The sequence below is a fragment of the Neobacillus vireti genome (assembly GCF_001026695.1).
Lineage (GTDB): Bacteria > Bacillota > Bacilli > Bacillales > Cytobacillaceae > Neobacillus > Neobacillus vireti.
Genome location: NZ_LDNB01000017.1, coordinates 372,350 through 397,543, shown reverse-complemented (window position 1 = coordinate 397,543; position 25,194 = coordinate 372,350). Strand labels below are relative to the sequence as shown.

The following is a 25,194-nucleotide window of genomic DNA, read 5'->3' as shown; positions in this document are numbered from 1 at the left end:
TGGAATATAAACCCCAATTTTATCTCTATCCTTTTTATATACAGGCGTGTGTGCGTTTTCATTAGCTCGGTTTGCTTGTATATACAAGTTTTGATTACGTTTTCATTTTAACTTGTATATACAGGTATGTCAACAAGGATTTTTTAAAAATTTTTTTGATGATTGGATTTGATTAGAAAAGTGGGGGGTATTTCGGATTATTGTTTTATGGTCTGACAATAATTGTGTAGTCATGCTTATGGCAGGGGGATGAGGGGAAAAGTTAAGTGACAATTTAGATAGACAAATTATGTTTATGAAGTAATCCAAATGGCATGTACCGTTGCATGCCATTTGAATCACTTTCACTCTTTACAGCTTCAATTCGTTGAAAGAATATTTTGAAAATGGTAAGATAATGTTGTTAAAATTCTTCTGAGTTTTGACCTCCTATTTAAGAACTTGGTCTAGACCACTAAGTTCTTCTTTGAACCTTTGACTTTAGATCAAGGGTTCTCTTTTCTGTTTATGGAAATGGAATAGAAAATAGAGGAAGGATTCATACACGAATCCTTCCTCTAAGTGCAGCTTAGTTTATGATTAAATTCTTTCGACGGTATATACTCAGTGCTATTCCGATCACCATGCTATTGATTAGGATTGGAACGGTGCCGTAACTAATAAAGGGAAGCGACATGCCGATGATCGGCAGGAGGCCGAATATCATCCCAATGTTATAAAGTAATTGGACGGAGTAGATGGTTAGGCCGCCAATGATCAGTAATTTTCCAAACTCGTCGTTTATTTTTACCGCCATAAGCGCCATTTTAACAATGATTACTGATAAAATCGCTAACAGGAAAAGCGAGAACCCCCAGCCAAATAAATAAGTAAGTGTCAAATAAACAAAATCTGTATGCGATTCAGGAATGAACAGCCCGTTTTTCGGGATTGACTGAAAGCCCCATGACACTTCCTTAAGAATCTTCTCTGCCTGAATTGCTATGTACCCCTCGGATGATGGAAACTTGTGAGGGTCTAAAAATGCATGTATTCGGGTTTTTCGGAATGGGACCATTTGGTTCCATAAAACAACTGCCGCAAGCACAGTAGAGGTGGCAGCTAGCAAGGTTGTTATTACAATTTGTTTCCTGCCGCTAAACCAATACATAAACATTACCATCATGAAATAAACACAACAACTCGCAAAATTTAAGGTGTTAAATAATAATGTAAGAGAGATAACAAATAATAGTCCTAGCAGCCAAGTTTTCATTTTGGGATTCTTGAAGAATGAAGCCCAGGCGATCAGGTAAAAGGGAAGAACGATACTTGTATCAGTCGAAAATAGACCAATTGTGAAGTAAGGACGACCATTGATGGTTTTTATAAACCAATACAAATTCATTCCACTGGCGGCAATCAAAAGAATGATGGTGCCAATTGTGAAAAAGATCCAGCCTTTTCTTTCCCAGCTTTTATAATTGAGAAACAATAACCCGCCGACGATGAGAATCCCTAAGGAAATGCCAGCCCCCTTTGATAACCAGCTTAAGGCTAAATCCGCATTTTTTAAAACTAGGAGGGGTAAAGTTCCTAGCCCTAAAACAGTTAGAAATAAAAGAATTAACGTCCAGTCAAGCTTTGGCTTATAGATTTTATTAAATTTAGTTCCGATGGCAAGGGGACTGCCCATTTGCTCGACAGCTTTTAGTTCCGCCTCTTCAGCGGAATATCCATCTTTTAAATAATGGTCGGTATTTGCTTTAATATGCTGCTCAAGCTCTTTGGTCACGATTTTCTTGGCATCTTTTGAACGAACGTGAGTCATGACCGAAGCAAGGAATTCCTTTTTCATCATGAGCTTTCACCTTCAATCAGCTTTTTTAGAAGTGGTATTTCTGAACTGCGATTTACTTCAAGTTTTTTCAACCATTTCTTGCCCTTTTGGGTTAAGACGTAATACTTGAACTGGTCATCCCAGCGGCTTGTTAATAGGGCATCCTGTTCTAATTGGTGGAGCATGGCGTAGATTAAACCTTCTTGTTCTTCAAATCTTGTAATATTTCTTGCCCTTAAAAGCTGGACCAATTCTATTCCGGTTTTTTCCGTACGGAGAAGCTGAAGGCTGGCTTCGAGAACGTTCTCCTGCTTTGTTCTGCGATTAATCGCTTCTTGGTGCTTTTCGGTAAACACTAACTCTTTAAAAACAGAGTTCTTCATTGATTGTTTTAGATTTCTTAGTTTATTTTCCATCCTCAAACCCCTCCAATTCTTCTCTTAATAGAACTTTTGCACGCTTCAACCTTGATTTAACGGTGTTTTGATTTACTCCCAAAACGGATTCAATTTCTTTCAACGACATGTCTTCAAAATAGAAGAGGTAGATAACTTCACGATATTTCATCGGCAGCTTCAAGACGGCATTCGCAAGTGTTTGTTCCTCTACGCGTTCAAGGACAGCTTGTTCAACATTTTCGCTTGATGAACCCGTCACTTCTGTCATTTTTTCAGATACCATCACTTTTCGGAAATACCAGCTTCGTAAATAATCCTTGCAATGGTTGGCGGCGATTTTGTAAAGCCAAGTTTTTAGCTTAGCATTTTGCTTGTATGTATGAAGTGCTTTGTAGCATTTCACAAAAATATCCTGTGTCAAATCTTCCGCTAATTGTTTGTTTCGAACATATGAATAGACAAGCTGCAATATGTCTTGACCATATCTGCTCATGATTTCATTAAATAGTAATTCATCATCATCTGATTTGATTAAGTCGGCAACAAACTCTTCCAGGATGAACATCTCCTTTCTCTGTCTTAATAATAGACGGAGCACCAGTGGTAAAAGTTTATTTTTTCTCTATTATTGTCACATTTTGTGGGAGAGAAGGGAAGGGAGTGAGCACTTATTGGAGCCCGTTCAGATGGTTTTGATGGCTTACCGGTCGCCAATAGCCCTCATTGGAGCTCGTTTTCACGATTTCAAGAGCATACCGGTCGCCAATAACTCTTATTGGAGCCTGCTTCCACTGGAAAAGGGACCTCAAGAAAAATAGAAATGGAAAAAGGAAGTCGGTGAGTTTTTTCGACCTCCTGTTTAAAGATATAGTCCCGCTAAGAAAATCCCAAGCGATTTCTGGTAGATTTCATTAAACTGAGAAATAGGCAGGGGATTTATTCCATGTCCAAGTTCAACGGTGAAGCCTGGCCTCTGCCAATCCTGAATAAACCAGTCTTTGTAACCGGCGTAGCTTTCAATCGTTTTGACAGGCACATAGCCGCTGACCCTGCTAAATTCATTCACAATTTCCTCTGATTGTGGCGGTTCGAGATTATCAAATCCCCAATAAATCTCTTCACATTGCGTATGAAAAGCCAGCACTCGGGCAAAATCACGCTTTTTGGTCAGCTCGGCAATCGCAATCGCTTCGGGCTCTGATAATGGTTTTTCTCCACCGTAATCTCGTGGTCCGGGGTTATTAGGATTTCTCGCCTTCTCGACCTCCCATTTGGCCGGAAATTGATCGTTTAAGTCTACACCCCTTATATTCGCTTTCCACCCCGAAAAGTCGCTATTGCCTTTATTTAAACCTAGTATTCTTTTCTGCAAATTATCACATGCCGGTGGTCCGTGCAAAACTAGATCAACACCGTCAGGGTTTACCATAGGAACAATTGAGAGGGTGGTTTGTTCGTAAAAAGGAAATGTTGATAAACCGCGAATGGTAGTTTGATTTGTCAGCGATAATAAATAATCATTTAAAAAGGTCATGATCACAGCTGTGGTAATCCATTCATTGGCATGAAAAGAACCGTTATAATGTACCCTTTTTCCACCATTGCCTAGGAGGATTTCTGGAATGTTTTTTCCGAGAATTGTATTTCCGATTGAAGAAACTTGCAGAAACGGGTACACCTTTTGTAATCTCTTGATATCCTCCATCAATTTTTCATAATCATACCACTGCCTGCAATTCACTAATCTCCACGTAATTCGCATTGGAACTTTTATTACTTGTGCTTCCTTAAGATTATTCGGGTTTATTCCTGGATTAACTAGGTATATAACTTCAAGTGGGAGATTCCGACTGCGGGCAACGCTCGATAAAGAGTCCCCGTGGTGAATTTGATATTCTTGAGTGCCAAAGCCGGGAATTTGGATTCGTTGACCAACCGAAAGACTGTTTGGCTCAATAATCCGATTGGAATCTTTAATCAATTGCAAATTAATCTTAAACAACTGGCTGTAGTGCGATAAAGAATCGCCCTGTCTAACAACAATCTCCATTTAGACCCTCCTACAGAAAAAAACAGTCTTTTTAAAATGTATGCAAAATGGAATTAAATATTTGATTGTTTTAGGGGTGTCAGGCACCGTGCCAGCAGGCACCGTGCCAGCTGTCTACCTAAATTAAGTCTTTTAACGCTGTTTCCAGTTCGTGAAATTGGAATCGGAAACCGTGCTGCTGCAATTTCTTTGGCAGGCAATTCCTGCCGGTTAACGCTAAGCTTGGTTCTGTTTTCATGAAAAGATAGGCTCCGAGCCAAACAAATGGCGTTGGGGCAGGGGGTGTCCAGCCTTTGTTTAACACGTTTCTTAACACACGCATGAATTCTTTATTGGTAACAGGATTCGGACCAGTAGCATTATAAACGCCTTCATATGTATCGTTTTCGATTGCCTGCAGGAACATTTCATTTAAATCATCGATATGGAGCCAGCTGATATATTGTTTACCGGACCCGACTGTCCCGCCGAGGTTGAGTTTAGCCAATTTTGTTAACGGTTCAAGTGCACCGCCATCACGCCCTAAGGCAAAACCAATTCTTAACAGAACTTGACGTGTAGCAGGCAGGGATTCCTTGAAAAATTCTTCTTCCCATTGCTGGCAAACCTCTACAGAGAACCCTGTCCCGTTCGGCGCAGTTTCGTCACAAATTTCCTTTGTATCACCAAAAATAGCTAAAGAGCCCGCTTGGACAAATACTTTCGGCGGTTTTATACATTTATGAATTGCTTCTTGTAAAACTTGAACTGAATCGAGGCGAGACGAGATAATTTCTTCCCGATTTGCCTTCGTATAAATACAGTTGACGCTTTTCCCGGTAAAATTAACGAGGGCATAGCTGCCGTCAATTTCTTTCGCCCAATCCCCTAGGTGAATTCCATCCCATTGGACGTACTTCATTTCTCCCTCAACTTTTGATGGGCCCCTTGTTAGAATAATAACTTGATAGCCCTTATTGATGAGAAAATGGGCTAATGACCTCCCTAAGAATCCAGTTCCCGCTGCTAAAATAACTTTTTTATCCATCATAAGCCTATCTCCTTTAATCTAAAAATCTACTTTTCCATTCAGGTTTAGGGAGCATGCAGCTGTCTTTTTTTCCAAACCACCGATACCTGTTTTTGGCGATTAATTCGTAAAACAAATCTCTAATGAAACGAGGAATGAATAGGAAGACAGCAACCAATCTCCATGCCCAAGTTAATTTTCTGCAGATTCTTAGTGCTGCAGTTGATTTAAGATAAATTTCCCCATTTTCTATTAGAACAAAGCTGTTGATGTTTGTATTCAGGCCATACTTTTTAAGCAGCGATTGTCCAGCTTCACCTTGGAGGGAGGCAAACTTAAACGTCCCATTAGGGTCACGTTTTAAAATAAATTGCACGCTGCTGTTACAAAGGTTGCACACACCATCAAATAATATAATCCGTTCCATTCCATTCACCAACTTAAGTTAGTTTCTACTATGTATAGGTGATTTAAGCATAGCATGTTTTCAAGCTCTTTACCTCGATTGAGTGTCCACTGGGGGCGGACAAATGTCCACAAGCGGTGCCTGACACCCAAAAAGACACCCAAAAGGCCACACTAAATTGGCACTCTAAATGCACCTTCTATGAACAACTGAGTACAATAATAAAGAAAATGACCCAATTTGTTCATTGGTAAGTGGGCTTTACAAGCATTCAACCATTTTTTGATGCCATTTTGGGTCGTATTTGTTTAAAACATAAAATATATAGAAATCTTGGAAAATATATGGATTTTCCATTTATTTATGATATTATATTAAAGGTTCGACATTTTTTCCTATGAAACTGTTAATTTATGGTATCAGAGAAGGGGAGGTACATATTTGAAAATACTAATAAAAAAGGCTCCCTACTTATTATTTTTGTTCGTCATGCCGCTTCTAGGGAAAATCTATGAACTATTAAACACCCGAGCAAATGATGCTGTTGACCTTACATCTGCCGTGGATAGTGCTATTCCCTTTTTATCGGTTTTTATCATTCCTTATATTCTTTGGTATGCTTATTTGTCTTGTTATTTAGTCTATTTTTGCTTTAAGGATACAAAAATATACTTAAAAACTTTGATCTTGATTGTGATTGCCGAGCTGATTTGTTATGTGATTTACTTCTTTTTTCAGACAACAGTACCAAGGCCGACAGTGGAAGGTGACAATTTAGTTATTCATCTTGTTCAATGGATTTACGCCAACGATCGACCAGTTAATTGTTTCCCTAGTATCCATGTACTTACGACATTCACCATCATGCTTGCTTCACTTCACATTAAAAATAAACATATACTAAACAATTTAACGATCCATATTTTAGGGACGTTAATAATTATCTCGACACTTTTTGTTAAACAGCACGTGATTCTAGATATGATTGGCTCGATGTTTCTTGTGACCTTTCTTTATGGATTTACCTTTGAGCTATGGTCATTCCGTGTCAGTGAAAAATCAGAGTCTATATATGTAAAAGATAAATAGTTAAATAATTGCTTAAAAAGAGTGTCGATGAGACACTCTTATTGAGTATTATTAAAAAAGCTTGTTTACTAATCAGCCATAGAAAATGGCCAATTACGTCATATGGACGGTTTTAATATGTTGTAGATTTAAATAAATCGGATCTTCTTTCGCACTAATTAATTCCACAAAGTTATTCTTGATTCCTTGAATTTTGCCAATTACATTCTCGTTTTCGCCAATATTAAAGACGATTAATTCTCCCACTAACTTTTCAATTTGCACTTCAAAGGATCGGGCAAATGATATGCTGCTCGGGTTAACAGGCAGACTTGCATTGCTTAGACCGTAAGGCCGTTGATTATTGGTGTATGGAATTAACCATTTAAGATGGTTCAGTGAGATAAACATGGTCTTGTATATAGGGGAGTAAAAGACAAAGTAATTATTCATGATGCTTATGATATAACCATGCAGTGCTTGGTTACTTGTTACATAGATTTCTGTAAAAATCCCCTTTGCGGAGGTAAGGGTTTTCCGTAATGAAATTTCTTCATTATGATTATAAATCGGTGTTGGTTCGTCATTGAAATTAATCTCGTCAATTTCAGCTTCCTTTAAAAATTGCCAGTTTTGAATATGAACAATTGGAATATAAAGATAATCATACCCATTGAAAATTACCCATAAATCACTTCCTATGTCCACTAATAACCCTTTGATTAATTTCTTTCCTGAAATTTCTACTTTAATATATCTTCCTCTAATATTTTTCAAATTCATTAACTCACATCCTTCCAGGGTATTACTAATTTACAAATAGAGGAGGGCTTTAGAGTCCAATTTCAATTACGATATAGGAATGCTGAAACCTGCCCAGCTCAATTTGTAAAGGAATCTTTGGAATTGCCATACGGCGGGAAATAAGATTGAGAGAACTGCTTTTTCCTTTTCTCGGAAGCTGTGTGCACTTAAAATTTAAAAGTTCTTTTGCTTCTGTTTGGCCAGCCCGCAAATGGAAAAGCAGCCCTGCTATTTTCACGGGAAACGGGTTCACCGGCAAAACGGAAACTTTTCGATTCTTGCTGTTTTTGTACCCCTTCAGTCCAAGTATCCTTCTTATTTGCACTTGTCATGTCTGTCCAAGGGTCCCTTTTATTGGAATTTGTCATTTCTGCCCAAGGATCTCTTTTATTTGCACTTGTCATTTCTGTTCGAGAATCCTTTTTAGGTGCTTTCGTTACAACTGCCTTAGTGTCCTTTTTACTTGCACTTGTCACTTCTGTTTTAGTATTCTTTTTATTTGTACTTGCCTCTTTTGCTTTATTTTCGGTTTTATTAGCTACCGCTTTTTCTGAAACAACCGGTTTAGAAACATTTTTAGTTTCTTGGACTTTTGCAGGTTTTACTTCCTTTTTTGTTTCCGGTAAAAGTGATGCCGTTGTCGTTTCCTTTACAGGTTTCATTTCCTTAAGCGACTCGTTCAGGTTCTGTTTGTTCATCTTTGGAGTCTCGAACTTTTCCTCTTTTCGTCTCGAATCATTGGTGGCTTTTGTCGTTTCAATATTGGCCAATGGACTATTAACTTCATCTGCCTTCTGTGTGTTAATAGTTCTGTTCATTTCTGGGACTTCAACATTTGAAAGAGCCTCAGGAGTTTCCGATTTTATGGGTTGTGACCAAACCATCGAATTGTTTGGTTCGATAATCCCGTTTATTTCAGTAATTGCAGCAGCAGCTTGCTGCCTTTCAGGTTGTTCTTCGTGATTTTTAGCCTTTGTTTTCTTTACCGAAGTATTGCTAGCATCTTTCATTATTGACGTGTATTTCGTTTCATTTTTATTCTCTGACTTTTCGGAGGAAGCTGTTCCTTCTTCTTTTGTTTTGTTATTTTTTTGTGCACTTGGCTTTGGTGTTTGCGGCTTGACTGGTTTCTCCTCTAACAAATCTCCTTTTAAAATGTTGGAAACATGCGATAATTTGATTAATATTCGCTCTTCACCATTAATTAATGTGGCAAAATCAGAATCAATGTCACTTAATACGCCGTTAAACCTTTGTTTATTAACACTTAAAATGCTTACCCAGGAATGTTGAAATGAATTGAGAAGCTCTGTTAAGGTCTGTGTCTTTTGAAATTCTGCAGTGGTTTCCTCGGTCTGGAACAGTCTCGTGTTTTTTGTGATTGCTTGGATTTTATCGATGTTATAATAGAAAATGTATTTATTTTCGGTCTCTAACACGACATGGTCTGTTTCCACACCAATTAGTGTTCCTTTAAATACGTCTTCACCTACATAAAGATCTACATTGAAGCCCTTTAATAAATCCAATGCAGCTGAAAATTTATCTAACCCCATGTATTTACCCTCCTTAAGAGATAATGGGTCGCTTCTCTGATGGAGAAGCGACATTTTGGTTACTCGTTATTATCGTTGTTATCTTCAGAATTTTGATCATTATCGCCATTGCTATCGTTGTTTTGATTATTATTACTGTCATTAGAGTCATTTTTTTGTCTCTCTACCATCAAGCCATAGCTGATGTTTCGAATGTGCTTCATCGAAAAACGAACAACTTCTTCTTTCACAATTAAAGAAGCAAAATCTTTATTTACATCATTAAGGACGCCTTCAAGTGCTTCCGTGTTTCCGCGGTTAATTCTTACCCATTGATATTTAATACTTTCTAATAATTTATGGAAATTATCCCCGGTTTTATAATCGAAGTTATTGGGAATTTCTAATCCTAATTTCATTAAGTCCTTTGAACTCTCGGTAACACTTTTGATATGATTAGTTTTGTAATAAACAACGCCATCCTTTTCAGTTAGAAGGACGAAATAATCATCAAAAACGGCCAGTAATTTTCCTTGCCTGGATTCGGGGCCTCCCCGATCCACCCTGATTGTTTTGCCAACATGAAGGTTCATTACTTCTTTATTCATAACCCATAGTTTCCTCCTTTTATTTAAATAAACATTTACACTGCATCTATATGTATCACGGGGTGATGTTGTACTAATAAAGCCGCCTTTTTTTCGAAGAATTGGTGAAAAATAGGCAAAAAAAAGTATATGATAGTTAACCATATACTTCACTCTTTATTGGAGTTTAATCATTTGTTGCTTTAGATAGGCATTTCTTTTTTTGATGAAATGAATAATTAATTCCTTCTCCTGATTAAATATTTCCGGGGTTGCTTTAACAAAAGGATCAAGGTGAAGATAAGGTACGATTGTTTGAAAAAGCACATCAATCTTTTCGGTTTGTGTTTCAACTGTAAATTCGTTAGCTAAAGTCGAGGACAAAATATCGCAATAGTCCTTTTTAAATTGTGGAAAAAACATCAATCTGCCTGTCAAGGTGTTATAGCCTGTAATTGGTATAAAATCATGGTCAAGCAGCTGTCCGTGGAGGTCGCGGCCCCAGGTTCCATCATAGTCCCATGGTGTAATCTTAAAAACTCCGGTTTCACTATTTTGGTAAAGCGCATAATTATGGATAAAGCCATCAAAATTTTGCGTACAAACAACGCCTGCCAGCCATGTTAAATATTGTTTGACATCAAGAATCATAGGTATTTGCTTTTCAAATTCCTCATTGCTTAAGGTGTTTGTCATAGTGATAAGGTTTTCTAAATTTGCAAGGTCTTTTTTTTCACCATATTTTAGTGTGTAACCGTCATCCAAGCTTTTTTTCAGTTCTTTTTCTGGCGTAAATATGGAAAAATTCGCATGATAATTGGTGGCATAAATGATTGGTCCTAATGGCAATTTTCTTTTTTCTAAAAGATACTGATCGAAGGATTCGAGCTCTAGGTAAATCCCTTTACAATATCCATTAATATATAGAAGGATATGTTTTGAATGGGGAGCGGAAACACCAATATTTTCAAAGAAATCGAGTGAGAGTTTATTCCTGCAGAGTGTAATGTCATTGAATTCTGCATTTAAGTGGATTTCATGTGCACCATTCACTGTAAAGGGTTTTTGAAAAACGATATTATACGATTTCTTTTTCTTCTTTCTGATTACATTCCCTCGGTATGATAGCCCAATTTTGTATTGACTGCTGCCTATTTTAAGCACAGCAGGTACGTGTTTATCCATCCATATATCTTTATCCAGTTGGTTTAACTGCTTAGGATTAATAAAAATTTCATATTTTTGCAATTTAAATACCCCTAAATATTCATGTTTTTAGAATTGTATGCTTTCAAATTATTAATGGTTCCGTATCTAGGTTTTTGCTGTTAAATTCGAAAAAATAAATGTATGTCTATATCCAATTCCACTTTATTCCCATAGATTATCAATGAGTATAAAATTTTGGGAAAGTGGTGGAAAATGGCAATGAGAATCGTCATGGAAGAATTGCTATCACAAGCACAAGAAAATGGTGTGGTCGAATTTTTAGATAATAATCCAGTTGAGTTCAAACTAGGAAAAAAGGGCAGGAAAGGGAGAAAAGGTAAGGGAGGCAGCCGTGGCTCACGCGGAAGTCGTGGCTCACGCGAAAGCAGAGGATCAAGCGGAAGCCGTGGATCAAGCGGAAGCCGTGGTTCACGCGGAAGCAGAGGCAGCAGAGGATCAAGCGGAAGCAGAGGCAGCCGTGGATCGAGAGGAAGCCGTGGTTCACGCGGAAGCAGAGGCAGCCGCGGATCGAGAGGAAGCCGTGGCTCACGCGGAAGCAGAGGAAGTCGCGGATCGAGAGGAAGCCGTGGTTCACGCGGAAGCAGAGGCAGCAGAGGATCGAGAGGAAGCCGTGGTTCACGCGGAAGCAGAGGAAGTCACGGATCACGCGGAAGCCGTGGATCACGCGGAAGCAGATCGCGGATCANTGGTTCACGCGGAAGCAGAGGCAGCAGAGGATCGAGAGGAAGCCGTGGTTCACGCGGAAGCAGAGGAAGTCGCGGATCACGTGGCAGCCGTGGTTCACGCGGAAGCAGAGGCAACAGAGGATCGAGAGGAAGTCGTGGATCACGCGGAAGCAGAGGAAGTCGCGGATCACGCGGAAGCAGAGGCAGCAGAGGATCAAGAGGAAGCCGTGGCTCACGTGGAAGCAGAGGCAGCAGAGGATCAAGAGGCTCCCGTGGTTCAAGAGGCAGGTAAGGTCCCAAATAGCAATAAATAGTATCTCTACCAAAGGGAGTCATAAATTACGAAGGATTCATCCAGCGATGAATCCTTTTCTTATTTACAAACCGATACGTTGACTGTACGGTTCGAATTGTGTTATAGTATTTTAATAGAAAAATAGAAAAAGGGGGAAGTCCGTTGGGAAGTTGTATCGAATTGGTGAAATAGCCAAATTAATGAATATCTCTAAAAGAACAATCGATTATTACACTCAAATGGGCTTACTTAACCCGATTAGGACGGATTCTAACTATCGATTGTATGGGCAAGAATCGATTCAGATTTTGGAGCTGGTTGAACATTATAAGAATCTTAAAATGCCGCTTGAGGAAATCAAGTCTTCCATTGAAATGATTCAATCCGAAAATAGGATCGACAAACAGAAGGTTGAGCAGCATTTTGAACAAATTGCGCTGATTATGGAGCATTTAAAAGAGGAATTAATGGCAATGGAACCCATTCTTCAAAAATTAAACAAGCAACAAAAAGAACTATTAGTTAGCAAACTTTCGCCAAAAGGAATTAAATTAGCACAAACATTATATTTACTTTTTAAATAAAGCTAAAATCTTTACTCGATAATAACGACTTAACTTGGAAAAAAACAGGAGGTGTATTCCTTACTTGAAAATTTTAAGTAAGGAGACTATTGATTATTTTTAATTTGTTAATGATAGCAATTTTAATTGCTTTTACAGCGTTTTTCGTATCATACGAATTTGCTATTGTTAAAATTCGCAGCACGCGAATTGATCAGCTAGTTGCAGAAGGCAGCAAGAATGCGGCTGCGGCAAAAACGATTGTAACAAATCTTGATGAATATTTATCTGCTTGTCAATTAGGGATTACCGTAACAGCATTAGGTCTTGGCTGGCTGGGTGAACCAACAGTGGAACATATCCTGCATCCGCTCTTAATTAAAATAAACATGCCAGAATCGGTTTCAAGTATAACATCCTTTATACTGGCGTTTGCTTCGGTAACTTTCATTCACGTCGTAGTAGGCGAGCTGGCACCAAAAACATTTGCCATTCAAAGAGCTGAAACGATTACATTAATTTTCGCTAGACCAATGATGCTATTTTATAAAATGATGTTTCCTTTTATTAAGGCATTAAATGGCTCTGCCCGAATGATTACAGGTCTATTTGGATTGAAACCCGCTTCCGAACACGAAACGGCACACTCGGAAGAGGAGCTTCAAATCATTATTTCGGAAAGCTATAAAAGCGGTGAGATTAATCAATCTGAATATAAATATGTGAATAATATTTTTGAATTCGATGATCGAAATGCTAATGAAATTATGGTGCCAAGAACTGAAATTGTCGCTTTTGATATCTCACAATCGTTAGATGAATGTCTGAAAATCGTTACAGAAGAAAATTATACGCGGTACCCAGTCATCGATGGCGAAAAAGATAATATCGTTGGAATGGTCAATATGAAGGAAGTATTTACTGAGTATATAAAAGGGAAGAATGTTGAAACTTCTATAGAGGAATATGTTCGTCCCGTCATCCAAGTCATTGAAACCATTCCAATCCACGATTTGTTAGTCAAGATGCAAAAAGACCGTGTTCACATGGCTATTTTGATCGATGAATATGGTGGAACCGCTGGGTTAGTAACGGTCGAAGATATCTTGGAAGAGATTGTCGGCGAGATTCGGGATGAATTTGATGCTGACGAAGTTCCAGATATAAATAAAATCAGTCCAAATAAAACAATAGTTGATGGAAAAGTCCTAATTGCTGAAATCAATGATTTGTTAGGATTAGATATCGATGATTCAGATATCGATACAATCGGCGGCTGGATCCTCTCGGAAAAAATGGAAGTAGCCGCAGGTGATAAAATCAGGCACGAGGGTTACGAGTTTAAGATTCTTAAAGTCGATGGCTATCATATTAAGTCGTTAGAGATTGTTAAGGTATTGAAGCAGGAATCGTTTGCGCATAATCCACAAATTTTTAACAGCAGTGCGATGTAGAAATAACTTCGATTTTTCAAATAAGGAAAGCGGTAATTCCCATATATATATAAGGGGTTACCGCTTTTTTATATTCAAATAAGTATTTGACCATTTTAACCATTAAACATATACTAATAATCAAATGGATATTTGAATAATGGGTGGTGAACGTGATGAAACATGACGATATATGCGAGATAACATGCGTGGATGAGGAAAAAGTGAAGCGGGTGAAGGAATCTGTTTTCCAGCAAAATACAATGGCTGTTTCGCAAATATTTAAAGCGTTATCCGATGACACTAGAATTAAAATCGCTTACGCCTTAAGCGTTGAAGATGAATTATGTGTCTGTGATGTAGCTAATATCGTAGGAAGTACAACAGCTACAGCTTCCCATCATCTGCGGCTGCTGCGAAATTTAGGGTTAGCGAAATATCGCAAGGAGGGCAAATTGGTTTTCTACGCTCTTGACGATGACCATGTTAAACAACTTATTCAAATCGCATTTGAGCATCAAAAGGAGGTGGCCTCCCATGAGTAACGCGTTAGAACAAGCAAATGAAAAAACCGTCTATCGGGTGCAGGGATTCACCTGAGCTGGCTGTGCGACAAAGTTCGAAACGAACGTAAAACACCTGGATGGTGTTTCTAATGCAAGTGTAAATTTCGGTGCTTCCAAGCTTACGGTCTATGGTGAAACATCAATCGAAGAACTTGAGAAGGCAGGGGCTTTTGAAAATATTAAAGTCATTCCTGAAAAACAACGATTTGATGAGAAAAAAGAACCTTTCATGAAAAAATATTCAACAGTCATAGTCTCATTTGTTTTCTTGCTTATCGGCTGGTTTGCCGGACAGATGAACGGAGAAGAGAGTTTATTTGCGATTTTTGCATATGGAGCGGCCATTTTAGTAGGCGGCTATCGTCTTTTTATCACCGGACTGAAAAATTTATTCCGTTTAGAATTTGATATGAGAACCCTGATGACCATCGCCGTTTTTGGAGCAGCTATCATCGGCGAGTGGGGAGAAGGAGCAACAGTTGTCATTTTGTTTGCCATAAGTGAGGTTCTCGAGTCCTATTCGATGGATAAAGCTCGGCAATCGATTCGCTCGTTAATGGATATTGCTCCAAAGGAAGCTTTAATTCGAAGGAACAACGAAGAAATTACGGTAGAAGTGAACGATATTCAAATCGGTGACATCTTAATCGTCAAACCAGGACAGAAGATCGCCATGGACGGCATGGTAGTAAAAGGAGTATCCGCAGTTAATCAGGCAGCGATCACGGGTGAATCTGTCCCCGTTTCGAAAACGGTTGATGATGAGGTTTTTGCTGGAACATTAAATGATGAAGGACTTCTTGAAGTGAAAGTCACGAAACATGTGGACGATACCACGATTGCCAAAATCATTCATCTTGTTGAAGAAGCGCAAGCTGAAAGGGCTCCATCTCAAGCATTTGTCGATCGCTTTGCGAAGTATTATACACCCGTTATTATGTTCATTTCCCTGTTAGTGGCAGTGCTCCCGCCGTTATTATTTGATGCGGATTGGAGTAAATGGATTTATCAAGGGCTGGCTGTCTTAGTGGTTGGTTGTCCATGCGCACTTGTCATTTCAACTCCTGTTTCGATAGTGACTGCAATTGGTAATGCTGCACGAAATGGAGTTTTAATCAAAGGAGGAATCCATTTAGAGGAAATGGGTGCAATTAAAGCGATTGCCTTTGATAAAACAGGAACTTTGACGGAAGGAATTCCAGTTGTAACGGATTATCTTCCCCAAACCAGTAAAAATTCGAATGAACTGCTAGCCATCATAGCTGCTTTAGAAAATAAATCACAGCACCCCTTGGCTTCAGCGGTAATCAAAAAAGCAAAGCAGGAAAACATACCTTACAAAGACATTAAAATAGCTGACTTTTCTTCCATTACAGGTAAAGGAGTCAAAGGTATTGTCAATGAAAAAATGTATTATGTAGGTAGTCCAAATTTATTCGATGAAATCTTACCGAATGGAATTTCGGCAACCCTAAAAGCAAAGATTACTGAACTACAGAATAATGGGAAAACCGTTATGGCTGCTGGTACGGCAACTGAAATAATGGGATTAATAGCAGTTTCTGATGAATTGAGGGTAAACAGTGAGTCTGTTATCCAAAAACTTCACTCGCTAGGGATTCAAAAAACAATCATGCTTACGGGTGATAATTCAGGGACTGCTAATGCAATTGGTCAGCGGGTAGGAGTTTCTGATATTCAGGCAGACCTATTACCTCAGGATAAATTAACATTTATTAAAAATTTACGAAACAAATATGACCATGTTGCAATGGTCGGAGACGGTGTGAATGATGCTCCTGCTCTAGCTGCATCGAATGTCGGGATTGCTATGGGCGGGGCTGGAACAGATACCGCGTTAGAAACTGCAGATATTGCTTTAATGGCCGATGACCTAGGTAAACTTCCATTCACGTTAAAACTAAGCAGAAAATCCTTATTTATTATCAAACAAAATATCACGTTCTCAATAGGAATAAAACTATTGGCGCTTTTACTAGTTATACCAGGATGGTTAACACTTTGGATTGCCATCTTTGCGGATATGGGTGCCACGCTTATAGTCACATTAAATGGTTTACGACTTCTTCGTGTAAAAGATAATTAATATTTTGGGCTCCCCTGAATAACTGTGTATATTGGTTTTATTAATAAGAAGGAGCGATCACTCGCACCTTCTTATTTTTTCGAACATTCCTAATCGATATTTAATTGGGTTATTTCGTTCCTGGTGCTGGATGGTCAACCCCTTTAACATGATGACTATGTCCAGCATCTTCTGTGGTATGGAAATCATAGTAATGAACGTGCATTCCATTTCCAACTGGGATCGCCGGTCCGGAGTATGCTTGATAATGATGGGTATGACCATCCTCAAACAAAACATATCCTTCAGTAAAATGGATATGACCACCATCTTGGGTTTGAATCGGTGGTGATGTAACATCCAAGCATTGATGTACATGATTCAAACTTAGTCCTGTATAATCAACCGACCCATGGTTATGATGGGGAACAAATCCATTTACAAAATCATCCTTTCCTATTTTCGCCACTTAAATCATCCCTTCCTATTTACTATCATGATTAATTAAATATACGCAACGTCCTCAGTGAATAATTCAATTAATTAATAAAAATAAGGTGATCGTTAATTCTCTTCGTATGGGAATATTTGAACCAGAGAATACTAACGATAACTTACGTTCAAAATTATCGGATCGTTAAGCTGAAGAATTTTAGGGGAGATGGAAGATTGGAAATATTTTACCGTGCTTTCATCGTTTTTATTATGGGCTATTTATTTTTACGGGTGACTGGAAAAAAGGCAGTTGGCGAAATGCATTCATTTGATTTATTATATATCTACGTACTGACCAATATCATCAGTACCCCTGTGGAAGTCAATCATATTGGAAAATCGTTAACGTACGCTGCTATCATAGTCATTTTATACAAAATCTTTGTACGTTTATCTTTATATAATAAATTAAGATGGATTCTTTACGATAGTCCGACAGTATTGATTCGTAACGGTGATATTGATAGAAAAGGGCTGAAAAAAGTCCGGATGACGATTAATGAGCTATTATCACAATTAAGAGTTAAAGGGTACACGGATAGTCAAAATATCGAAATGGCGGTAATGGAAGATACAGGGAGTATAAGCGTGATCCCCATGTCAGATTACCGGCCAATCCAGCCTAATGATTTAAACTTAGATGTAAAGAAAGAATATATACCTATTCCATTGATCATGGATGGGCAAATTTTAGATTATAATTTAAAATATCTTCAACTAGACCGAAGATGGTTACTTAATGAGGTAGAAAAAGCCGGGGAAAAGGTAGAATCAATTATGTTAGCTACTTTTTTAGAAAATCGAAAAATTTTTATCGATAATAATCAAATCAAAGAACATAAAAATGATCCTTATTACTATAAGCCAGGAAAGGGTTAGCATAACCCCGTATAATTGAATATTGAATGAACAGTTTAGGAGGAATTATAGCAAAAAGACCGCTAATCGATTTAATCGTCAGCGGTCTTTTTGCTATAATCCCAATATCTAATGCTTTCTATTTTTCCTGTCGGTTCACTTTTGATAACATTTCCATCCTTGTCTTTATATACTTCATATTCCTCGTACGTTTCTACGATGTAGCCATCCACTATTTCAAGTTTCTCTAGTTTTTCTTCCAATTCTGGAATATCACTCGATGGCTCCACTTCAACAGGTTGGGCCATGGCAGGATGCACGGATGAATAGGCATAATTTTTATTAAAAAATGAGTAAGGTGAATCAAGATAGGCAGCAAACGCTAAAGTTATCAAAAGGAAAGCAACACTTGTAAAGGTTTTTATTTTCATGATATATACAGGGCTCCTTTTGTAGAATCATCCTGTATCCATTTTATGCATGTCCGATGATGCCATATGCCTAAAAAATTTAGTTTTGTATATTTGGTGCTTTTGCCGTATTCTGCTGTGGACGGAAGATGACAAATAGAAGAAAGGCAACGATTGTGATAATGGCTCCTGAAATATAAGGCAGACCCACCGCCATTGAAAACAGCCAGCCTCCTAGCGGCGGACCGATAATTCGGCCTAATGAATCAAAGGATGATAAAAGTCCGGTTGAGCTCCCATGTCCTGCTGTGGACGTTTTTGTCAGCAAGGAAGAGACACTTGGGCGAATCACGCCATTACCGAGTCCAAATAAAGTTAAATAAATCGCAGCGGTTATAAAACTATGTACAAGCAAGATTGATCCAAAGCCAACGGCAGAAACAATCATACCGCCTTGAATGACTCTGCTTTCCCCGTATTTTTTGGTTAATCTGCCAACCAAACCACCTTGAACCAATGCACTTCCAAAACCCATAATCATGAAAATGTATCCAAGCTGGATTGCGTCTAACCCTGCTTTTTTAGCGGCAAAATAAGCAAATGTTGCCTCTAAACCTGAGAGGGATAACGAAATTAATAGCTGTACGAAAAACAGCACGGACACAGCTCCATTGAAGTCCTTCCAGATGGATGTTTTTTCCTTTGATGTAGGACCCTTTTTCTGTTTTGATTCCTTTAACAGAATAAATACCAAGATCAAGGTGATAAAGGATGACCCACTTGCAAGATAAAAAGGCATACTTAAGCTGAATTTCGAAAAAATACCGCCAATCGCCGGTCCGAACACAAATCCCAACCCTGTGGCAGCACCGACAATTCCCATTCCTTTTCCGCGATTTTCTTCCGTTGTAATGTCAGCAACATAGGCCATTGCGGTTGGCATATTTGCAGACGAAAGAATTCCACCCAGAATTCTGGCTGCAAATAACATCCATAGTTCAGTTGAAAGAGCTTGGATGAGGAAAGATAAACCGAGACCGAATATCCCGATCATCATCACCGGCTTCCGTCCGATGCGGTCGGAAACCTGACCCCACATTGGTGCAAAAATGAGCTGCATCAGTGAATAAACCGCCATTAACAATCCGAGTTCAGTGGGATTTGCCCCAATTTCCTCGGCGTAAAAAGGTAATACTGGAATAATAATTCCGAAACCAACCATAACTAAAAACATTACCACAAATAAAATCGGTAAAGCAGATTTTGTTTGCAATGAATTCTCACTCCCTAGATGATTCAAAAAATCATTTATGTACTATTATAGGATAATGGAAAGGAACGTTCGAATCAATTTTTTCCTATCTTGGCATCAGTTTGCAGCCAATTATTCATATCACCTTATGAAAAAGAACACATCTCTATTTGGAGATGTGTTCTTTTGGTTATTTAACCGCTTTTCTCGTACTTTCCGAAGCAAAGTCGGCGATGATGACAAGAATCATATAACATAAGAGAAGCAGGGTAATTTGTGTGTAATTGAAAAAGCTCATTGCCAGTTTGAAATCCATTCCCAAACCGCCGGCTCCGACAAAGCCAACGACAATCGTTGTTCTCATAATAACTTCCCAGCGATAAAGAATATAGGTGAGAAATCGCGGTAAAACCGTTGGAAGGATGCCGTAAAAAAATGTTTCTATCTTGGAAGCACCAGCGGCAGCTAAATTTCGAATCGGCCTTGGATCCATGTCCTCGATTACTTCTGCCCATAGCTTTCCTAGGATTCCAAAGTTATGAAGGGCAAGAGCAACCGCTCCCGGCAGCAGACCAGGTTTAAATATAAAGATTATCATCATCGCCCAAACTAGCTCTGGAACCGATCGTGAAAAAATATAAACGACACGGACAATTCCATATAAGAACCAATTGTACCACTTCTTATTCGAAGTCAAACTGCCATTAGCAATGTTCCTGGCTGCTGGAATAACAGTGAAAAACGCTGCAATCGTTGCAAATCCAATTGCCATGATGCTCATTTCAAGCGTTTCAAGCGTTAATTTTAATGCGGCAGCCCAGCTTCCCGTATCGAGGAAAGCCGGTTGCCTATCGTTTATGCCAATCATGCCCCCGAAAAACTTCTTTGCATATTCGAGATTTTTACCAGAAAGTAATTCAAATAACTGGGCATTCTCGCCCAATTTGATATACACCCAGGAACCAAGGATTAACAGGATAGCAAAAAAAGTGGACCGCCATCCAGTGCTGAAACCATGGCGCCGCTTCCGTTCCGTTAAACCTTTACGTACAAAATTACTCCAAATATCTACAACCAGCACTAATCCGATTAGAAAAAACACATACGACCATACTTGATCATATTTCAAATCAGCAAGCGAAAGTTGAATCTGATAGCCTAGGCCGCCGAGCCCGACGAAACTCATGATAGCTGAAGAACGAATTGCACATTCAAAGCGGTACATCGTATAGCTGATCATATCAGCACATATTAATGGAAGATAGCCATAAATAAGGGTTTGCAGTCTTGTTGCACCTGCAGATTTTAATGCTTTAATGGGCTGCTCGGAAACATCATTTAACATATCCGCAAAAATCCGGCCTAGGATGCCGCCATATGGAATCGCAAGCGCAAAAATTGCGGCATATGGTGAAAGACCGACTGCGGCAACAAAAAGCCAAGCCCAAATTAGTTCATGAATTGATCGGGTGAATCCTAATATACCTCTAAAAAACACCTTTGATATAATTATGGAGGTTTTATTAGAAGCAAGTACACCTGAGGCGAGAATTCCGATGATAAAAGCATAAATAATTGCGAGCGACATCCCGGCGACGGCATAGGCAAGGGTAATCCACGCCGATTCAAAGCCAAGTGATAACACTTCTGTGGACAAATCAGGATGAATGAGACCTTCAAAAATTTGCAGCATCGTTGGTATGCCGCCAGCATGGAATAGGTCTGTACCCCATTGGATAGAGAAAAGACTCCAGACAAAAACAGCTGCCAAAACTAAAGAAAGGATGAACCGATTATGCAAGCGAAAGATCGATTTCATGCCATATCACCGCTTTTAAGCTGGTACAATTCAGCTAACAGGTCATCTGTAACCTTTTCTGTCGGCAGGTCAAAAAATATTTCACCATTTTTCAAAGCAATAATTCTGGTAAAATACTTTCTGGCGTATTCAACAGAATGCAAACTCGTGATTAACGTTTGCTTTTCTTCGGTAACGATTTTCGTCAGCATCGCCAGAATATCATCGGCTCTTGCAGGATCAAGGGAGGCAACCGGTTCATCGGCCAAAATCACTTCAGGCTTTTGCACCATTAGTCTTGCCATCGCAACACGCTGCTGCTCGCCGCCGGATAAGGTTGAAGTGATTTCAAATGCCTTCCCATGAAGTCCAACCCGCTCTAATGCTTTTATTGCCAGTTCTTTTTCCTGTGGAACGAGTAATGAAAAGAGTGATTTACCAATACCCCATTCAGAAAGTTTTCCGGCTAACACATTATGAATCACTGCAAGCGGTCCAATTAAATCGAATTGCTGGCGGATTACACCGATTTTTTTGGCCAATAGTTTACCTTTTTTATAAGCCGATAGGGGCTGTCCAGCTAAATGAAGATCACCGCTAGACAGTGGTGCCATTCTAGCTATGGCATTAAGCAGCGTCGTTTTACCGGCGCCGCTTGGTCCAATTAAAGCTACTAATTCCCCTTGTTTAATGGTAAAAGAAAGGGAAGATAAGGCTATCTTCCCCTCAAAGTGTTTTGTTAAATTTTTTGCTTCAATCATGTGTTTTGAAGACATTGCTATTACACCTACTACTTAATGATCTTTAGTTCTTTGGCAACCATTTCAATCTTTTTGTAATTATCATTTTTTGTTTCAACAAAACGATCGGTTTGGAATAAATCAGCAATTTCTTTTTGCTCGCTAGTAATCGAGAGAAGGGCTTCTTTTACTTTATTCTTCGTACCCTTTCCAAAAACATCTTCAACATTGCTGTTTACCGTCCAATTATAGTCAAAATAGGCAGGAGTGGTGTAGAATACTTTTACTTTATTCGTATCTACTTTTCCTTCTTTTACAGCTGCTTCCCAAACTGCCTCGTTCAATGCCCCTGCTTTAAAGGCACCTGATTCAATCAGCTTGTATGTTGTATCATGTGAACCAGAGAAGTTAGGTTTGCCATCAAAGTCTTTATTCGGATCAATTCCTGCCTCTGTTAAATAGTAACGCGGCATTAAATGCCCGGAAGTGGAGCTTTCGCTGCCAAAGGTAAATGACTTGCCTTTTAAATCTTCCAGCTTCGTGAAATTTTCGGAAGACTGGGTAATAAATACGGAGTGGAACTCAGCATCACGCGGTCGTTGGACAATCGACTCTGCTTCTGGGACAAGGTTTCTTGCCTGAACACTTGTTAAGCCGCCAAACCAGGCCATATGAATTTCTCCACGTTGAAAACCAGTTACTAGTGCGGCATAATCAACAGACGGTACAAATTCAACCTTTAAACCTGTTTTTTCACTAAGATATTTTGCAACTGCCGTCATGCCTTTGTCAAGATCAGCGGCATTTTGGTCAGGAATTGCGCCAATTTTAAACACTTTGTTGGTTGTTGCCTCTTTTTTTCCTTCACCAGCTTTATCATCCTTTTGCCCGCAAGCAGCTAGGGAAAATACAACCATGACAAGAATAAGGGCTGATAGCCATTTTTTCATTGTAATACACACCTCATATTTTTCTAATAATTACACCCATTGATAAATCCAATGGAAGTGTCTTAACCTTTATATTATAAAGAATAGTTATATTAAAATAAATTCAATTTATCTATTTGTTCGATGAAAGGTAATCGGTTATATATATAGGGGAATATTGGAAGCAAAAGCTGTTTGAAAAGTAATGAATAAACCAGGTGATTATTTGGGCAATTTAAATAAAAAAAGGAAAAAATTATGATAGGACTTTTAATAGCTATCCTTGCATTTAATTTTATTGCCTTTAAAACTAATAAAAGATTAACGCCCAATCATATTGTTCACATCTGGACATTTACGATTGCCTTCCAGACGCTTTTCGATATGTTCATGGAACTTAAATTTCACGGCTACTGGTATTTTAAAAAAGAAATTGAATGGATAGGAGTCCTTCCACATGTGTTACTTGTCCCGCCAGTCAACATGATGTTTTTAAATTGGTATCCATTAAATGCAAAAACCAGTAAACGGTTGGTTTTTATCATCGTATTTGTATGTACTATTTTACTGTACGAACTAATTACCCTGCTTCCAGAGCCATGGGGATACTTCCATTACGGCTGGTGGAAATTATGGCATGCCGCTCTGATTGACCCTATCCTTTTATTGATTTTGTTAAGTTATTATAAGTGGATATGCAGGATTGAACGAATTAGGGAAACGTAGGGGCTAGGAATGCTGCCTCTTTTTCTATTTCTAATGAAGACGTTTAAACAAGGATACCAGCTTGTACATATATTAATAAAATAAGAGGGAGGAGTGGGGAATGTGGTAAGACAAGATGGCGTTACGATTGGCACTGTTTCAGGAGGAATTGTCAACTTCGGCGGTGCTGGAATAATTGCACCAATATCCATAACAAAAACGGTTGCAGGTTCTGGGTCTGAAAATACAGGACAGACAATTATCACAAACTCTGGGCTAAATCGAGAGCAGCAGAAGAGGTTGAAAGAATTAAAAGAATTAGTTGAGACGGTGCTTTAATGGCAGCGTCTTTTTTATCGATAATCTCTGTGAATTCAATGATTGAATACTCATTCATTATCAGTTATGATAAAAGAAGCTATAAAATCAGAAAATTCGATACTACGAGGTGAGTGGAAATGAAGAAATCAATCCCTGATCATTGGTATCATCAATTAAGATTGCCGATCATTGCTGCCCCGATGTTTTTGGTGTCAGGCACCGAGCTTGTTAAAAATTGCTGCTTAAATGGAGTTATTGGCTCATTTCCTGCCCCTAATGCCAGACCAATTGAGGTTCTTGATCAATGGATGGGGCAATTGAACGAGGAACTTGAGGAGGCTCGCGCTAAAGAGCCAAACCGTAAGATTGCGCCGTGGGCGATGAATATGGTCGTACATAGCTCTTACAGCCGCCTTCAAGAAGAGTTGGCATTACTTCAAAAACACAAGCCTCAATTAGTCATCACATCATTAGGTAGTCCAAAACAAGTTGTTGAGGTTGTCCATGAATATGGCGGTTTGGTTTTTTCAGATGTCAGCGACCTTAAATTCGCCAAGAAGGCGGCAGAATCTGGTGTGGATGGTTTAATTTTAGTTGCCAGCGGTGCCGGAGGGCATGCGGGGCAGATAAATGGTTTTGCCTTTGTGGATCTGGTCCGGACTTTCTGGGATGGAATTATAATCCTAGCTGGATCGATTTCTACAGGGAAGGGTGTATTAGCAGCCCAAGCGGCAGGAGCAGATTTTGCCTATATGGGGACGCGATTTATTGCCGCGACTGAAAGCATGGCCAATGATGAATACCGGGAAATGCTAATAGAGGCAACCCAGGAAGACATTATTTTAACGGATGCCTTCTCCGGTGTTATGTGTAATATGTTAAAACCAAGTATTGTCAAAGCTGGCCTTGACCCAAATCAACTGGAGAAGAAAGACAGGGTTGATTTCGATACAATGCAAAAAGAAACAAATGCTAAGGCTTGGCGCGATATTTGGTCCGCCGGTCACGGGGTAGGAGCCATTGACCGGATAGAATCAGCAGCAGCGATTGTAAACCGTCTAGAAACTGAGTATCAAGAGGCATTAGAAAAGGTTAATAACAATGCAGCTAAATTTAGCGTAATACCAGTGAACTAAGCAAGCTCAAGTCTTTTGGCAGCACGGAAAACAAAT

The 25,194-nt window shown here is 39.0% G+C and carries 25 protein-coding genes; 9 read left to right on the top strand and 16 right to left on the bottom strand.

Features of this window, described 5'->3' with window-relative positions; genetic code table 11:
* Nucleotides 1–568: 568 nt before the first annotated feature.
* The 6 genes from AA980_RS22060 to AA980_RS22035 form a co-directional block, all read right to left on the bottom strand.
* Nucleotides 569–1,840 (bottom strand): FtsW/RodA/SpoVE family cell cycle protein, encoded by a 1,272-nt coding sequence (locus AA980_RS22060; protein ID WP_034724995.1) that lies wholly within the window; start codon nt 1,838–1,840, stop codon nt 569–571.
* Entirely contained in the window at nt 1,837–2,235 is a 399-nt protein-coding gene (locus AA980_RS22055; protein ID WP_024030671.1) for a PadR family transcriptional regulator, read from the bottom strand. Before AA980_RS22055 ends, AA980_RS22060 begins: the two co-directional genes overlap by 4 nt.
* The gene (locus tag AA980_RS22050; RefSeq protein ID WP_034725000.1) at nt 2,225–2,773 is read right to left on the bottom strand and encodes a sigma-70 family RNA polymerase sigma factor; all 549 of its coding nucleotides are present in this window, start codon (nt 2,771–2,773) and stop codon (nt 2,225–2,227) included. Before AA980_RS22050 ends, AA980_RS22055 begins: the two co-directional genes overlap by 11 nt.
* A 303-nt stretch (nt 2,774–3,076) precedes the next feature.
* Nucleotides 3,077–4,267, bottom strand: a complete 1,191-nt coding sequence (locus AA980_RS22045; RefSeq protein ID WP_024030669.1) for a M14 family metallopeptidase — start codon at nt 4,265–4,267, stop codon at nt 3,077–3,079.
* 118 nt (nt 4,268–4,385) lie between these two features.
* Entirely contained in the window at nt 4,386–5,297 is a 912-nt protein-coding gene (locus tag AA980_RS22040) for a TIGR01777 family oxidoreductase (RefSeq protein WP_235815190.1), read from the bottom strand.
* A gap of 13 nt (nt 5,298–5,310) precedes the next feature.
* Complete coding sequence (locus AA980_RS22035) at nt 5,311–5,703, bottom strand: thiol-disulfide oxidoreductase DCC family protein (RefSeq protein ID WP_024030667.1); 393 nt, start codon at nt 5,701–5,703, stop codon at nt 5,311–5,313.
* A 420-nt stretch (nt 5,704–6,123) separates the two neighbouring features.
* On the opposite strand from AA980_RS22035, the gene AA980_RS22030 reads away from it, so the two are divergent.
* Nucleotides 6,124–6,771 (top strand): phosphatase PAP2 family protein, encoded by a 648-nt coding sequence (locus tag AA980_RS22030; RefSeq protein ID WP_024030666.1) that lies wholly within the window; start codon nt 6,124–6,126, stop codon nt 6,769–6,771.
* Nucleotides 6,772–6,864: 93 nt separating this feature from the next.
* Here AA980_RS22030 and AA980_RS22025 read toward each other — a convergent pair whose 3' ends face one another.
* From AA980_RS22025 to AA980_RS22010, 4 genes are all read right to left on the bottom strand, one after another.
* Nucleotides 6,865–7,533, bottom strand: coding sequence for a hypothetical protein (locus tag AA980_RS22025; protein WP_024030665.1), 669 nt, complete (start codon nt 7,531–7,533; stop codon nt 6,865–6,867).
* A gap of 188 nt (nt 7,534–7,721) precedes the next feature.
* Complete coding sequence (locus tag AA980_RS22020; RefSeq protein ID WP_024030664.1) at nt 7,722–9,110, bottom strand: hypothetical protein; 1,389 nt, start codon at nt 9,108–9,110, stop codon at nt 7,722–7,724.
* 59 nt (nt 9,111–9,169) lie between these two features.
* Nucleotides 9,170–9,697: a hypothetical protein gene (locus tag AA980_RS22015; RefSeq protein ID WP_024030663.1), complete on the bottom strand. Its 528-nt coding sequence runs from the start codon at nt 9,695–9,697 to the stop codon at nt 9,170–9,172.
* A gap of 156 nt (nt 9,698–9,853) precedes the next feature.
* Entirely contained in the window at nt 9,854–10,924 is a 1,071-nt protein-coding gene (locus AA980_RS22010) for a CotH kinase family protein (protein ID WP_024030662.1), read from the bottom strand.
* A 1,112-nt stretch (nt 10,925–12,036) separates the two neighbouring features.
* Here AA980_RS22010 and AA980_RS22000 point away from each other — a divergent pair.
* The 4 genes from AA980_RS22000 to AA980_RS21985 all read left to right on the top strand — a co-directional run bounded on the left by AA980_RS22000 (nt 12,037) and on the right by AA980_RS21985 (nt 16,535).
* Nucleotides 12,037–12,450 (top strand): MerR family transcriptional regulator, encoded by a 414-nt coding sequence (locus AA980_RS22000; RefSeq protein WP_024026853.1) that lies wholly within the window; start codon nt 12,037–12,039, stop codon nt 12,448–12,450.
* An 89-nt stretch (nt 12,451–12,539) separates the two neighbouring features.
* The gene (locus AA980_RS21995) at nt 12,540–13,883 is read left to right on the top strand and encodes a hemolysin family protein (protein WP_024026854.1); all 1,344 of its coding nucleotides are present in this window, start codon (nt 12,540–12,542) and stop codon (nt 13,881–13,883) included.
* Nucleotides 13,884–14,038: 155 nt separating this feature from the next.
* Nucleotides 14,039–14,407, top strand: a complete 369-nt coding sequence (locus tag AA980_RS21990) for an ArsR/SmtB family transcription factor (protein WP_024026855.1) — start codon at nt 14,039–14,041, stop codon at nt 14,405–14,407.
* Nucleotides 14,400–16,535 (top strand): heavy metal translocating P-type ATPase, encoded by a 2,136-nt coding sequence (locus AA980_RS21985; RefSeq protein WP_082195794.1) that lies wholly within the window; start codon nt 14,400–14,402, stop codon nt 16,533–16,535. Before AA980_RS21990 ends, AA980_RS21985 begins: the two co-directional genes overlap by 8 nt.
* 109 nt (nt 16,536–16,644) lie before the next feature.
* On the opposite strand, the gene AA980_RS21980 is transcribed toward AA980_RS21985, so the two are convergent.
* Nucleotides 16,645–16,983 (bottom strand): YmaF family protein, encoded by a 339-nt coding sequence (locus tag AA980_RS21980; RefSeq protein ID WP_024026857.1) that lies wholly within the window; start codon nt 16,981–16,983, stop codon nt 16,645–16,647.
* 200 nt (nt 16,984–17,183) lie between these two features.
* Between AA980_RS21980 and AA980_RS21975 the strand changes: the two genes are divergently transcribed.
* A complete protein-coding gene (locus AA980_RS21975) occupies nt 17,184–17,888 on the top strand; it encodes a DUF421 domain-containing protein (RefSeq protein WP_024026858.1) in 705 nt (234 codons plus the stop codon).
* Nucleotides 17,889–17,959: 71 nt separating this feature from the next.
* On the opposite strand, the gene AA980_RS21970 is transcribed toward AA980_RS21975, so the two are convergent.
* The 5 genes from AA980_RS21970 to AA980_RS21950 all read right to left on the bottom strand — a co-directional run bounded on the left by AA980_RS21970 (nt 17,960) and on the right by AA980_RS21950 (nt 23,017).
* Nucleotides 17,960–18,298, bottom strand: coding sequence for a hypothetical protein (locus AA980_RS21970; RefSeq protein ID WP_024026859.1), 339 nt, complete (start codon nt 18,296–18,298; stop codon nt 17,960–17,962).
* A 79-nt stretch (nt 18,299–18,377) separates the two neighbouring features.
* On the bottom strand, nt 18,378–19,550 hold the full coding sequence (locus AA980_RS21965) for an MFS transporter (RefSeq protein WP_024026860.1): 1,173 nt from the start codon (nt 19,548–19,550) through the stop codon (nt 18,378–18,380).
* A 169-nt stretch (nt 19,551–19,719) separates the two neighbouring features.
* Nucleotides 19,720–21,348 (bottom strand): PhnE/PtxC family ABC transporter permease, encoded by a 1,629-nt coding sequence (locus AA980_RS21960; RefSeq protein ID WP_024026861.1) that lies wholly within the window; start codon nt 21,346–21,348, stop codon nt 19,720–19,722.
* Nucleotides 21,345–22,103, bottom strand: coding sequence for a phosphonate ABC transporter ATP-binding protein (locus AA980_RS21955; protein WP_024026862.1), 759 nt, complete (start codon nt 22,101–22,103; stop codon nt 21,345–21,347). Before AA980_RS21955 ends, AA980_RS21960 begins: the two co-directional genes overlap by 4 nt.
* 14 nt (nt 22,104–22,117) lie before the next feature.
* Nucleotides 22,118–23,017 (bottom strand): putative selenate ABC transporter substrate-binding protein, encoded by a 900-nt coding sequence (locus tag AA980_RS21950; RefSeq protein ID WP_024026863.1) that lies wholly within the window; start codon nt 23,015–23,017, stop codon nt 22,118–22,120.
* 237 nt (nt 23,018–23,254) lie between these two features.
* Between AA980_RS21950 and AA980_RS21945 the strand changes: the two genes are divergently transcribed.
* The 3 genes from AA980_RS21945 to AA980_RS21935 all read left to right on the top strand — a co-directional run bounded on the left by AA980_RS21945 (nt 23,255) and on the right by AA980_RS21935 (nt 25,158).
* A complete protein-coding gene (locus AA980_RS21945) occupies nt 23,255–23,722 on the top strand; it encodes a hypothetical protein (protein WP_024026864.1) in 468 nt (155 codons plus the stop codon).
* 102 nt (nt 23,723–23,824) lie between these two features.
* Nucleotides 23,825–24,040: a spore germination protein gene (locus tag AA980_RS21940; protein ID WP_024026865.1), complete on the top strand. Its 216-nt coding sequence runs from the start codon at nt 23,825–23,827 to the stop codon at nt 24,038–24,040.
* A 119-nt stretch (nt 24,041–24,159) separates the two neighbouring features.
* A complete protein-coding gene (locus AA980_RS21935; RefSeq protein ID WP_024026866.1) occupies nt 24,160–25,158 on the top strand; it encodes an NAD(P)H-dependent flavin oxidoreductase in 999 nt (332 codons plus the stop codon).
* Nucleotides 25,159–25,194 lie beyond the last annotated feature (36 nt).